We start from the raw sequence: 11,295 nt of genomic DNA on the forward strand, positions 1-11,295 counted from the left end.
CGACCCCGCCTGGCGGGGCGGCCCGGGCACCGCGGTGAAGATCCTGGTCGCGGGCGGCTTCGGGGCGGGCAAGACCACCCTGGTCGGCGCGGTGAGCGAGATCCGCCCGCTGCGCACGGAGGAGGAGCTGAGCGAACTCGGCCGCCCGGTGGACGACACCTCGGGCGTGGAGGCCAAGCGCACCACCACCGTGGCGATGGACTTCGGCCGCATCGACCTGCGCCCCGGACTCGCGCTCTACCTGTTCGGCACGCCGGGCCAGGACCGGTTCTGGTTCGTCTGGGACGAGCTGGCCCGCGGCGCGCTCGGCGCGGTGGTCCTCGCCGACACCCGCCGCCTGGCGGACTGCTTCCCGTCGGTCGACTTCTTCGAGCAGCGCGGCATCCCCTTCGTGGTGGCGGTGAACTGCTTCGAGGGCACGCAGGTGTTCGCGCCCGAGGAGGTCCGGGACGCGCTCGACCTGGACCCGGGCGTCCCGGTGCTGCTCTGCGACGCGCGCCGGCGCGAGGACGGCAAGGACCTGCTGGTCGCGCTGGTCGAGCACGCCGCCGACCGGCGCCGGCGGGCCCTGACGCAGGTCTGACCGGGCTTCGGGGCGCCGCCGTCTCAAACGGCCGTCCGCATTCCGGACGTTCTGTGTCCGGGAGGTTGCCTTGACCGGCCCGGCGTGGAAGGCTCTGGGGACGAAGGCCGCCCGCACCCTGGTGCCGGGCGCCTCGGAACGGCAGCGGCGCCCCGTGCGGGCGCGACACTGAAGGGGAGGGCAGGGCCATGACCGTCGACCAGCGACGCGCCGCCGCGCCCGTCCCCGTCCCGGTCACGCCGGCCCTGACCATCCGCCGGTACATCGACCTCGCGCTGATCTGCAGCGCCTGCTGTCGCTGACGGATCAGCCCCTTCCCGTCGTCCCGGACGGGCCCTGCGGACTGTCCCGTGCGGTGTGACGCGTGATCTGACGAGCCGTCGACTCCACTCCCTCCCCGCACCGGCCTTCTCCGTCCGGCCGACTGTCGTTTCCCGACCCGCTCAGCGGAGAGCCCCAGTGAACCTCGACTGCCCCACCACCGTTCCCGTCACCGCCGCCGGCGGCAAGGCCGCCTGTCCGGGTTCGCCCAGCGCGTCCCGGCGCTCCGCCCGCTGACCTCGGATCAGCCCTCGGCAGCACGCCCGGTCGACGCGCAGACGACTCCACCCCGTCCGTCACGCGCGAAATGAGCGGCACCATGTCTTCCTCCTCCACGGCCACCACCCTTCCCCTGCCCGCCGCGACCCCGCACCTGCGCGCGGTCCGCTCCGTCCCCTCTCCCGCCGAACGGTGGCACGGCCAGCACCAGGCCGGCCCGCAGCACCCGGTCCAGCACCCGGTCCAGCACGCGCCGGTCCAGCACCCGCCCGTCGCTCCGCAGGGCGTCCAGGCCCCGCAGGCCCTGCTCGCCGCGCTGCCGGAGGGGGCCGCCGTGGTCGCCGCACTGCCGCAGGGCACGCTGCCGCAGGCCCTGCTCGCCCAGTACGGTGCGCAGTTCGGGGCCGCGAGCGGTCACCCGATGGTCGGGTACCTGGTGCTGGTGCCCGCCGAGACCCGAGCGGCGACGCCGGTCGACCCGTCCGCCGCCGGAGCCTCTTCGCCGGCTGCCGCCGGAGCCGTCGCGGGCGCCGACCCCGCGGCCGGTCCCGCCGCCGCCCCGGACGCCGCCCCCGCCGCCGTTCGCCCGGTGCGGCCCGCCGCCGAGCGTGGCATCACCGTCGACGTGGAGCGCCGGAACGCCTACGTCGACGGGCGGTTGCTCGACCTCACGTACCTGGAGTTCGAGCTGCTGGCGCACCTGACCGAGCACCCGCAGCGGGTGCACACCCGGGACCACCTGGTCTCCGCGGTCTGGGGCTACGGCCACGTCGGCGACGGCCGCACGGTGGACGTCCACGTCGCGCGGCTGCGCCGCAAGCTGGGATCCGCCTACCGCGACAGCATCGTGACGGTCCGTCGGGTCGGCTACAAGTACACCCCGGTGGCCTGACCGCCGCCGGTGCGTTCCCTGGTCCTCTCCTCCGAACCCCGCCGGGCGCCCGGCGAAGCGCGCTGGTCCGGCGGGGTCCGGCGAGGAGAGGGCCCGGCGCTCCGGCGTCCCCGGCGCCCCGGCGGGTCAGGCGGGTCGGGCGGGGTCCCGGACCGGCAGCGCCGCCACCATCGGGTGGTCCTTCTCGATCAGGCCGAGCTTCGCGCTGCCGCCGGGGGATCCGAGGTCGGTGAAGAACTCGGCGTTCGCCGTGTTGAACGGGCGCCACGGCTCCGGCGTGTCGTCCTCGAAGTAGATCGCCTCGACCGGGCAGACCGGCTCGCAGGCGCCGCAGTCGATGCACTCGTCGGGGTGGACGTAGAGCATCCGCTCCCCCTCGTAGATGCAGTCCACGGGGCACTCGTCCAGGCACGCCTTGTCCTTGACGTCCACACAGGGCAGGGCGATCACAAACGTCATCGGGCTGCCGTCCTCTCCGGGTCGGTACTGCTCGCCGCTCTGGCGCAGCCGACCGTAGGGCCTCAAGTAAACTTGAGGTCAAGAGGAGGCGGTGCATGACGACCCATCGGCCCGGCGACGCCAGGGCGACCCCCGACGACCGGCTGGGCATCGGCGAGGTCAGCGCGCGGACGGGGGCGGCGGTGTCCGCCCTGCGGTTCTACGAGGAGCTCGGCCTGATCGCGTCCGAACGCGACGAGCGCAACCAACGCCGTTACCCCCGGCACATGCTGCGCCGGGTCGCCCTGATCTCGGTGGCGAAACGGATCGGCATCCCGCTGCAGGACCTCCGGGAGGCGTTCGCCGACGTACCGCTCGACCGGCCGCCGAGCCACGACGAGTGGCAGCGCGCCTCGCGCGGCTGGAAGCGCCGCCTGGAGGAGCGCCGGCAGACCATCGAACGGCTGGAGGCCGAACTCACCGGGTGCATCGGCTGCGGCTGCCTCTCGATGAAGGCCTGCGCCCTGCTGAACCCCGGTGACGCGCTCGCCGAGGACGGTGCCGGCCCGCGGCGCCTGTGAGGGTTCCGGGCCCAGGGCCCGGCCGCGACCGCCCGGCCCGGCGACGGCCGGTGCTCAGGCCCGCCGGTCCGGCGGTGCCGGGAGGGGGAGCGGTACCGGTGAGGTCAGCGCCAACTGGCGGGCGAAGCGGGCCAGAGTGCGCAGGAGGATCGTCCGCACGGGGGCTCCCGGGGTCTCGAAGGACGTGTGCGGACGGTACAACGCCCCGACGTGCCGCGGGTCACGGCGGGGGCAGGTCGCCGGGGTGGCCCGAGCGACTCGGGCCACCCCCTGCCCGCACCCCCTGGCCGCACCCCCTCGCCGCGACCGCACGGTCGGGCCCGCGCGGTCGCACCCGCACGGTCGCCCCGGCGACCGCGGCGCCCCGGGCGGGAGTTCAGCGGCTCAGCGCGTCGATCTCCGCCAGCTCGTCCGTGGTCAGCGGGCCGCCGTTCAGCGCGTCGATGTTCTGGTCCAGCTGCGCGACACTGCTGGCACCGATGATCACCGACACCACCCGCTCGTCCCGCAGCACCCAGGACAGCGCCAGCTGCGCGAGGGTCTGCCCGCGCCGCTCGGCCACCTTGTTGAGGGCGCGCAGCTGCTCCAGCTTGGCCCCGGTCAGCGACTCCTCCTTCAGGAAGTGCCCGACCGACATCCGCGAGCCGGCCGGCACCTCACCCGAGAGGTAGCGGCTCGTCAACAGCCCCTGGGCGAGCGGGGAGTAGGCGATCAGGCTGGTCTGCGTGTCGCCGACCGCGTCCAGCACGCCGCCCTCCACGTACCGGTTGAGGATCGAGTACGCGCACTGGTTCATCAGCACCGGCGTGCCCAGCTCGCGCAGGATCGCCACCGCCTCCCGGTGCTGCTCCGCCGGGTAGTTGGAGATGCCCGCGTACAGCGCCTTGCCCGCGCGCACCGCGGCGTCCAGCGCGCCCATCGTCTCCTCCAGCGGAGTGTCCGGGTCGTGGCGGTGGGAGTAGAAGACGTCGACGTAGTCCAGGCCCATCCGGCCCAGCGACTGGTCCAGGCTGGCCAGCAGGTACTTGCGGCTGCCGCCGTCGCCGTACGGGCCCGGCCACATGTCGTAGCCGGCCTTCGAGGCGATGAACAGCTCGTCCCGGTACGGGCGGAAGTCCTGGGCGAACAGGTAGCCGAAGTTGCGCTCGGCGCTGCCGTACGGCGGGCCGTAGTTGTTCGCGAGGTCGAAGTGCGTGATGCCCCGGTCGAAGGCGCGGCGCAGCACCGCGCGCTGCACCTCCAGCGGCTGGGTGTCACCGAAGTTGTGCCACAGGCCCAGGGAGACGGCGGGCAGCCGGACGCCACTGCGGCCGGCCCGGCGGTAGGTCATCGTGGCGTAGCGCTCATCCGCGGCGAGGTAGGTCATGCCGGACATCCTGCCAGTCCGCGGCCGGGATCGAGCGCTGCGCACGAGCGGTGGGGGCTGTTCGCGGGTGACGGCCGGAGCGGTCCCGTCGACGTTCTGTACCTACGGGTATGTACATCTGTACCTACGGGTATGTACAGTGATCGCCATGGCAACCCAGGACCGCCTCATCGAGAGCACCCAGGAACTCCTCTGGGAACGCGGCTACGTCGGCACCAGCCCCAAGGCCATCCAGCAGCACGCCGGCGTCGGCCAGGGCAGCATGTACCACCACTTCACCGGCAAGCCCGACCTCGCCGCCGCCGCCCTGCGCCGCAGCGCCGAACAGATGCGTGCCGTCGCCGCCGCCGACCTGGCCGGCCCCGGCACCGCCTACGACCGGATCGCCGCCTACCTGCTGCGCGAGCGCGAGGTGCTGCGCGGCTGCCGGATGGGCCGGATGGCCCAGGATCCGGACGTCATCGCCGACCCGCGGCTGCGCACGCCCGTCGCCGAGACCTTCGACTGGCTGCGCGGCCGCATCGCCGAGCTGGTCGCCGAGGGGCAGGCCGCCGGCGAACTCGTCGGCGGCGTCGACCCGGTGGACACCGCGGCCGCGGTGGTCGCCGTGGTCCAGGGCGGCTACGTCCTCGCCCGGGCCGCCGGGGACGCCGAGCCGTTCGAGCAGGCCGTCCGCGGGGCCCTCGGCCTGCTCGCCGCCCACCGGGCGGGCTGAACCCGTCCCGCCCGCCCGGCGGCGGCCCCGAGCCCGGCGCCACCGGCCCCGAGCGGGGACGCAACCGGTCCCGAGCCCGGCGCCACCGGCCCCGAGCGGGGCGCCCGAGCCGCCGGTCGGAGGCGGGATCCCGAGCCCCGAGCCACCCCCCGGAGCGCGATCCCCGAGCCCGAGCCGCCGACCCGAGGAGACCACCCGTGCACGTCATGCAGTACGAGATCACCCTCCCCGCCGACTACGACATGGGGATCATCCGCAAGCGGGTCGCCGACAAGGGCCACCTGCTCGACGCCTGCCCCGGCCTCGGCCTCAAGGCGTACCTCGTCCGCGAACGCGGCCAGGACGGCGCGCCCGTCAACCAGTACGCCCCGTTCTACCTCTGGCGCACCCCCGAGGGCATGAACGCCTTCCTCTGGGGCCCGGGCTTCCGCGGCCTCAGCCGGGACTTCGGCCGCCCCGCCGTCCGGCACTGGCTCGGCAGCGGCCTGAGCCGCGGCCCCGCCCGGGACACCCCGGTCGCCGCCACCCGCCACGTCGAACGCCTCCCGGAGCACACCGACCCGGCCGAGGCCGTCGAAGCCGCCCTCGCCGCGCTCCCCGACCACCCGGCCCTGCACACGGCCGCCGTCGCCGTCGACCCCGGCCGCTGGGAGCTGCTGCGCTTCGCCCTCTGGGCCGGCCCCGCACCCGACGCCGCCCCGGGCACCCGCTACCGGGTGCTGCACCTGTCCAGCCCCGAACTCGACCGGCTGCCCGCCGGCCGCCACTGGTGAAAGGACCACCCGCCCCGATGGAGCCCACCGCGCTCACCGCCGCCCCGCTCGACCGCGCCGCCGGCTACGCCCTGCTGGACGAACTCGCCGGACCGCAGACCCAGGCCGCCACCCTGCGGGGCCTGGACGACCTGGCGCCCGGCTTCCCCGACTGGATCGTCACCAGCCTCTTCGGCGGCACCTACCAGCGGCCGGGGCTGGCCCTGCGCGACCGTCAGATCGCCAACCTGGCCGCGCTGACCGCGCTCGGCGGCGTCGAGCCGCAGCTCGCGGACCACGTCCGCAACAGCCTCCGGATCGGCCTCACCCGGGAGGAGATCACCGAGGTGCTGGTCCACCTCGCGCCGTACGTCGGCGTGCCCAAGGCGCTGGCCGGCCTGCGGGTCGCCGCCGCGACCTTCGCGGAGTCGGCGTGAACGCCACCCCGCCGGCCACCCCGCCGGCCACCCCGCCGGCCACCCCGCCGGCCCCGGCACCGTCCCCTTTCCCGGCTCCCGCGACGGCCCCCGCCCCCGCCCCCGGCACCGGGACCGCCGCGGTCCGGACCGTGCTCGGGGACGTCGACCCCGCCGGACTCGGGGTCTGCGACGCCCACGACCACCTGTTCCTGCGCAGCCCCCGCCTGCCCGGCGAGGAGCTGGACGACCCCGCCGCGGCGGAGACGGTCCTGCGGGACTTCGCGGCGGCCGGCGGTGCGGCGTTCGTCCAGTGGACCCCGCACGGCATGGGCCGCGGCGCCCACGCGCTCGCGGACCTCTCCCGCGCCACCGGGGTCCACGTGGTCGCGGCCACCGGCCTCCACCAGGCGGTCCACTACGAACCGGCCGCGCTCACCGCGCTCCACGACGGGCTCGCCGAGCGGTTCACCACCGAGCTGACGGCCGGGCTGCCCGGTGCGCCCGCCGGGGTCCGGGCCGGACTGATCAAGGTGGCCGGTGACTACCACGGTCTCGACGACCACACCCGCCGGGTCATGCGGGCCGCCGCGGAGGCACACCGCGCCACCGGCGCGCCGATCGCCGTCCACCACGAACTGGGCACCGCCGCGCCCGACGTCCTCGACCTGCTCTGCGGCCGGTACGGGGTCCCGCCGCACCGGGTGATCCTCGGCCACCTCAACCGCCTCCCCGACCTGCGGCTGCACCGGCAGCTCGCCGCGTCCGGCGCCTACCTCGCCCTGGACGGCCCCTCCCGCGCCCACCACGCCACCGACCACCACCTGTTCGACACCGTGGCCGCGCTGGTGGAGGCGGGCCACGCCCCGCAGCTGCTCCTCGGCGCCGACACCACCACCCGCAGCGCCCGCCACGCCCCTGGCCCGGCCCACCTCCTGACGTCGCTCGCACCCCGGCTCGGCCGCGAGTTCGGCGCCGAGCTGCCCGCGCAGCTGCTGAAGGACAATCCGGCCCGGGCGTTCGGGGTCGAATGGGCGGCCTGACCCGCCCGCGCACGGGAGGTGGCGGCTCAGCGGCAGAGGTCAGCGGCAGAGGGCGTCGAGGTCGTCCGAGAACGTGGCGAACTCGGCCTTGGCCTCCGCGATGATCTCTCGGGCGGCCCTGCGCGGGGTGGTGGCGTGGCGTTCGGCGAGGTCGGCCAGGGCAGGGGCGGGCCGGGGCTCGCGCTCGTCGTCGACGGCCGCCTCGAGCGGGCCGAAGCCGTCGGCCAGCACCCAGAGGAGGTCGGAGAGGTTCCCGGCCACCAGCCCGCTCTCACCCTCCGAGCCCAGGAACACCACCGGCTGCTCGGCGAGCGGACGGCCCGGCCGGACCAGCCAGAGGGCGGCCAGGCCGCCGGTGCCGTCCTGCCCGAACACCCGGTAGGCGTCGCCGTCGAGCTCGTCGTTGCCGGTCCAGGACCGGATCCAGTCGGTGGTCTCCTCGGCGGAGTCGAAGGCGTCGTACGGCTCGAAGTCGACGCCCTCGCCGTCCTCGCCGTACGCGAACCCGATCCGGGCCACCTCGGCCAGGGCGGGCGGGAAGCCGCGGTCGTCACCGCTCGTCTCGATCATGCGCGGAGGTTAGCGCCCCGCCCGGACACTTCCGCACAGTCGCCTGCCGTCCGGTGGCCGGATGCCCGCGCCGGGGTTTGAATCTGAGGGAACCGCAGCACATCGCAGCGATCCGACGCCCCGGGCGGAGAGGCGGACCCGACGATGCACCGATGGCTCGCCCCCACCCGGATCGCCTTCGGGCTGCTGGCCGCCGTCGCGCTCGGCGTCGCCGGCCACCGGGCCGCGACCGGCGCCACCGGGGTGGTGGACTTCTTCAGCTACTTCACGAACCTGAGCGTCATGGCGGCCGTGGTCGTCCTGCTGGCCGGCGGCTGGGCCGGACTGACCGGCCGACGCCCGGTGCCCGGGCCGGTCCGCGGCGCGGTGGTGCTCTGCACGACCGTCACCGGGCTCGTGTACGGGCTGGAGGTGGCCGTGTACCCCGTGGCCCTGATGATCCCGTGGGTCGGCCACGTGCTGCACCAGGTCATGCCGCTGGTGATGCTCGCCGACTGGCTGCTCGACCCGCCGCAACGCCGCATCCGCCCGGTGCAGGCGGTCGGCTGGTTGGCGTTCCCCTTCCTCTACCTCGCCTACGCGCTGCTCCGCGGGTGGGCGGTCGGCTGGTACCCGTACGTCTTCCTCGACCCGTCCCGCCCGTGCGGCTACGGCCGGGTCGCGGGCGCGTGCTTCGTCACGACGCTGGGCTTCGTCCTGGTCGGGGCCGCGCTGATGTGGGCGGGCAACACCCTCGGCGACCGCCGCGCGGCCGGGTCGGACACCCCGCCGCGCGGCCGCCGCGCCCACGCCAGGACGACCTGACCCGGCCGCATCGGGGCGGACCTGATCCGACCGCATCGGGGCGGACCTGATCCGACCGCATCGGGGCGGACCCACCCGACCGCCTCGGGGCGCCCGCGCCTCCGGCGTCCGGGACGCCCGTCGCCGGAGGCGGCTGCCGGGACCGGCTAGCCCAGGGAGCCGACCCAGCCGGCCAGCGCGGAGAGCGGTCCGAGCAGACCGGTACCGGCGGCGACCAGGGCGCCCGCCGATTTCAGCAGGTGGGTGATCCGGTTCAGACGGCCGGCCACCACCTCGCGGTCGGGCTCCGGCCGGGCGACCTCCGCGTCCAGCGAGTCCAGTTCGGCCTTGACCTCGGGCGCCACCGCCGGCGGCAGCTGCGCCTGGTCCACGGCCGAGCGGAGTTCGCCGACCAGCGTCCGCACGTCCTGCCCGTCCGCCGTGAAGTGGCTCGACTGGCCGCCGTACACGGTCTGGTCGCCGGCGACGTTGTTGAACACGCCGCCCTGCTGACTGCCGATGTTGAAGACCATGGCGGTCCCTTCGTCATGGACCGGCGCCGCCCCGGGCCGACGGCGACGAGTCCGAGTGCAGTCGGCGGTCCTCCTCCCTCAAGTAGCGATGCTGTCGGACGACGGTCCAGACCGTCATCGAGATGCCGATGACCAGCAGCACCGCACCGATGACCATCACCGGGACGCCGATCGAGGAGGCTTTGATGCCGCCGCGCTCCTCGTCGAGGCTGAACTTCCCCGCGTTCGCCAAGCCCAGGTAGGTGCCGGCGAGCACGGCGAGCACGAAGCCCGTCGTCGCCAGGTGCCGGGCCGTCTTCCGGATGGTGGCGAGCTTGCGGAAGAAGGCCTCGCGACGGGCCGCCAGGATGTGGTTGTCCTGCAGGATCTGGTAGTTGTACTGGTTTCCGCCGATGTTGTTGAAGTGCCCGTCGTGCTGCTGGCCCACGTCGAACCGGGGCCCGTACCGCTCGGATCGCTGGTACGGCCCGTACGGCTTCGACGCGCCCGGCTTGCTCGCGCCCGGCTTGCTCGCACTCGGCTTGCCGGCGCTCGGCTTGCCGGCACTCGGGTCCGGACCAGGGTGCGGCCCGGGGCCGAAGTGCGGCGGGGTGGCCGGCTTCGGCGGAACGGCGTACCCCGGCGCTCCCCGAGGAGGCGTGTCCACGAGAGGGCCCGCCGCCCGGGGACCGTCCCGCTGGCCGGCCTGCCCGGCGGCGCTCTGCCGTCCGGCGTGGTCCTTCCGTTCGGCGTGCTCCTGCGGTCCGGACCGGGCCGCCTCCTGGGGCGCCGTCTCCGCTTGAACCGCCTCCTCCCGGGCCGCCACGTCCTGGGGCGTCGCGTCCTGGGGCGCCGGCTCCGGACGGGCGGCACGGCTGCGCGGGGGAGGTGACGCAGGCTCGTCCGTGACGACGGTCAGGGGGTCCGGGGCCGGACCGTCCGCGTGCGGCTCGGTCACCGCTTCCGGCGCCGAGGCGTTCCCGTGCGGCTCGGTCGCCGCCTCCACCCGCGGTTCCTCGTAGTGCACTTCCAGCGGGCCGAAGTCCAAGACGTCCCCGCTGTGCAGCTGTTGCTGCCCCAGCACGAGGTGGCCGTTCAACCGGGTGCCGTTGGTGGAGGACAGGTCCTCCACGGTGGTGTGCCCGTCGGCCCGCCAGACCACGGCGTGGCGACGGCTGAGCCACGGATCCACCAGTTGGATCCGACAGGCCGAGCCCCGGCCGACCAGCAAGGGTTCACGGTCGAGTTCGTAGACCTGGCCACGGACCTCGTCCGGGCTGTCGACGACGAGACGTGGTAAGGCCTGATCTTGTGAAGGCGGGTTCATGGCACTACCTCCTGCCGGATGCGACCGGGGAACCGGTGAACCACCGGGGGCGGGGAACCACGACGCCCGCCCGCCGGCTCGGGTGCCTTCCCCTCCAGTAAAGGCCACTTCGCCGCTGTCGCACACCCCCGGCCGGCCCCCGTCACCCGCCGGTCGGGGGCGGTGACAGCCCGCTGTCACGCGGGTCGCTGCTACGCGCGTCGCTGGTCCGCGGGTCGCTGGTCGGCGGGTCGCTGGTACGCGGGCGAGCCGGCGCGCGCCCCGGCGGTGATCCACGACTCCACCCGCAGGGTCGCGGTGATCGCGCCGAACGCCAGCACCCGCGTCAGTTCCCCGTCCTCCCGGCCCGCCTCGGGGTCGCCTTCACCGCCCTTGACCGTTCCGGCTCCCCGGACCGTTCCGGCTTCCCGGTGCGCGCCGTCCTCCGCCCGCCTGGCGGCCCGCCAGGCGGCCACGTCCCCGTCCGTGATCCGGTACGGCGCCAGCGCGGCCAGCAGCGCCAGCCGGGCAGCCGGCCGCTCGGCGGGCGGGACCTCGGCCTCGGCCGGCGCCGCCCCGGCCGGGTCGCCGCCGAGCGGCGGGTGGCCGCCGTCCCATCCGGCGACCGCGTCGAGGACGGCGGACCGTCCCGCCGCGCCCAGCAGGTCGCCGCCGGCCGAGGCGGCCGCCCGCAGGGCCAGGTAGGCGGGGCCGACCGGGCCCTCCCCGGCCCACGCGGGCACCGGCCCGGCCGGGACCGGTCCTTCGAGGACGGTGAGGCCGCCCCCGGGTTCGGGG

The 11,295-nt window shown here is 75.3% G+C and carries 13 protein-coding genes and 1 pseudogene; 8 read left to right on the plus strand and 6 right to left on the minus strand.

Annotated features, from left to right (window positions below):
- Positions 1-34: 34 nt before the first annotated feature.
- Positions 35-583: an ATP/GTP-binding protein gene (locus tag ACFVHB_RS24165; protein WP_380325966.1), complete on the plus strand. Its 549-nt coding sequence runs from the start codon at positions 35-37 to the stop codon at positions 581-583.
- 640 nt (positions 584-1,223) lie between these two features.
- Entirely contained in the window at positions 1,224-2,015 is a 792-nt protein-coding gene (locus ACFVHB_RS24170; protein ID WP_380325924.1) for a winged helix-turn-helix domain-containing protein, read from the plus strand.
- Positions 2,016-2,141: 126 nt separating this feature from the next.
- On the opposite strand, the gene fdxA is transcribed toward ACFVHB_RS24170, so the two are convergent.
- Positions 2,142-2,474 carry a ferredoxin gene (gene fdxA / locus ACFVHB_RS24175; protein ID WP_380325927.1) on the minus strand — a complete coding sequence of 111 codons (333 nt, stop codon included), beginning with the start codon at positions 2,472-2,474 and terminating at the stop codon, positions 2,142-2,144.
- A gap of 95 nt (positions 2,475-2,569) precedes the next feature.
- Between fdxA and soxR the strand changes: the two genes are divergently transcribed.
- Positions 2,570-3,034 carry a redox-sensitive transcriptional activator SoxR gene (soxR, locus tag ACFVHB_RS24180; RefSeq protein WP_380325930.1) on the plus strand — a complete coding sequence of 155 codons (465 nt, stop codon included), beginning with the start codon at positions 2,570-2,572 and terminating at the stop codon, positions 3,032-3,034.
- A gap of 376 nt (positions 3,035-3,410) precedes the next feature.
- Here soxR and ACFVHB_RS24185 read toward each other — a convergent pair whose 3' ends face one another.
- Positions 3,411-4,400, minus strand: a complete 990-nt coding sequence (locus ACFVHB_RS24185; RefSeq protein ID WP_380325933.1) for an aldo/keto reductase — start codon at positions 4,398-4,400, stop codon at positions 3,411-3,413.
- Positions 4,401-4,548: 148 nt separating this feature from the next.
- On the opposite strand from ACFVHB_RS24185, the gene ACFVHB_RS24190 reads away from it, so the two are divergent.
- The 4 genes from ACFVHB_RS24190 (at position 4,549) to ACFVHB_RS24205 (ending at position 7,326) form a co-directional block, all read left to right on the plus strand.
- On the plus strand, positions 4,549-5,115 hold the full coding sequence (locus ACFVHB_RS24190) for a TetR/AcrR family transcriptional regulator (RefSeq protein WP_380325936.1): 567 nt from the start codon (positions 4,549-4,551) through the stop codon (positions 5,113-5,115).
- A 197-nt stretch (positions 5,116-5,312) separates the two neighbouring features.
- Positions 5,313-5,888, plus strand: coding sequence for a DUF4865 family protein (locus ACFVHB_RS24195; protein WP_380325939.1), 576 nt, complete (start codon positions 5,313-5,315; stop codon positions 5,886-5,888).
- 17 nt (positions 5,889-5,905) lie between these two features.
- Positions 5,906-6,304, plus strand: coding sequence for a carboxymuconolactone decarboxylase family protein (locus ACFVHB_RS24200; protein WP_380325942.1), 399 nt, complete (start codon positions 5,906-5,908; stop codon positions 6,302-6,304).
- Positions 6,305-6,435: 131 nt separating this feature from the next.
- On the plus strand, positions 6,436-7,326 hold the full coding sequence (locus tag ACFVHB_RS24205) for a phosphotriesterase (RefSeq protein ID WP_380325969.1): 891 nt from the start codon (positions 6,436-6,438) through the stop codon (positions 7,324-7,326).
- Positions 7,327-7,365: 39 nt separating this feature from the next.
- Here the strand turns inward: ACFVHB_RS24205 and ACFVHB_RS24210 are convergent, their stop codons facing one another.
- Positions 7,366-7,896: an SMI1/KNR4 family protein gene (locus ACFVHB_RS24210; RefSeq protein WP_380325945.1), complete on the minus strand. Its 531-nt coding sequence runs from the start codon at positions 7,894-7,896 to the stop codon at positions 7,366-7,368.
- Positions 7,897-8,040: 144 nt separating this feature from the next.
- Here ACFVHB_RS24210 and ACFVHB_RS24215 point away from each other — a divergent pair, with 144 nt between their 5' ends.
- Complete coding sequence (locus ACFVHB_RS24215) at positions 8,041-8,700, plus strand: Pr6Pr family membrane protein (RefSeq protein ID WP_380325948.1); 660 nt, start codon at positions 8,041-8,043, stop codon at positions 8,698-8,700.
- Positions 8,701-8,846: 146 nt separating this feature from the next.
- On the opposite strand, the gene ACFVHB_RS24220 is transcribed toward ACFVHB_RS24215, so the two are convergent.
- The 3 genes and pseudogenes from ACFVHB_RS24220 to ACFVHB_RS24230 form a co-directional block, all read right to left on the minus strand.
- Positions 8,847-9,212 (minus strand): hypothetical protein, encoded by a 366-nt coding sequence (locus tag ACFVHB_RS24220; protein WP_380325951.1) that lies wholly within the window; start codon positions 9,210-9,212, stop codon positions 8,847-8,849.
- Positions 9,213-9,225: 13 nt separating this feature from the next.
- A complete protein-coding gene (locus ACFVHB_RS24225) occupies positions 9,226-10,518 on the minus strand; it encodes an FHA domain-containing protein (protein WP_380325954.1) in 1,293 nt (430 codons plus the stop codon).
- Positions 10,519-10,709: 191 nt separating this feature from the next.
- Positions 10,710-11,295 (minus strand): annotated as a pseudogene (locus tag ACFVHB_RS24230) (hypothetical protein); the annotation flags it as partial.

This window comes from Kitasatospora sp. NPDC127111 (assembly GCF_042677465.1).
Classification (GTDB): Bacteria; Actinomycetota; Actinomycetes; order Streptomycetales; family Streptomycetaceae; genus Kitasatospora.

Excerpts from the sequence above, each read along its gene's own strand:
- ACFVHB_RS24170 (WP_380325924.1), top strand. The coding sequence starts at position 1,224 with ATGTCTTCCTCCTCCACGGCCACCACCCTTCCCCTGCCCGCCGCGACC.
- fdxA (WP_380325927.1), bottom strand. The coding sequence starts at position 2,474 with ATGACGTTTGTGATCGCCCTGCCCTGTGTGGACGTCAAGGACAAGGCG.
- soxR (WP_380325930.1), top strand. The coding sequence starts at position 2,570 with ATGACGACCCATCGGCCCGGCGACGCCAGGGCGACCCCCGACGACCGG.
- ACFVHB_RS24185 (WP_380325933.1), bottom strand. The coding sequence starts at position 4,400 with ATGACCTACCTCGCCGCGGATGAGCGCTACGCCACGATGACCTACCGC.
- ACFVHB_RS24190 (WP_380325936.1), top strand. The coding sequence starts at position 4,549 with ATGGCAACCCAGGACCGCCTCATCGAGAGCACCCAGGAACTCCTCTGG.
- ACFVHB_RS24200 (WP_380325942.1), top strand. The coding sequence starts at position 5,906 with ATGGAGCCCACCGCGCTCACCGCCGCCCCGCTCGACCGCGCCGCCGGC.
- ACFVHB_RS24210 (WP_380325945.1), bottom strand. The coding sequence starts at position 7,896 with ATGATCGAGACGAGCGGTGACGACCGCGGCTTCCCGCCCGCCCTGGCC.
- ACFVHB_RS24215 (WP_380325948.1), top strand. The coding sequence starts at position 8,041 with ATGCACCGATGGCTCGCCCCCACCCGGATCGCCTTCGGGCTGCTGGCC.
- ACFVHB_RS24220 (WP_380325951.1), bottom strand. The coding sequence starts at position 9,212 with ATGGTCTTCAACATCGGCAGTCAGCAGGGCGGCGTGTTCAACAACGTC.
- ACFVHB_RS24225 (WP_380325954.1), bottom strand. The coding sequence starts at position 10,518 with ATGAACCCGCCTTCACAAGATCAGGCCTTACCACGTCTCGTCGTCGAC.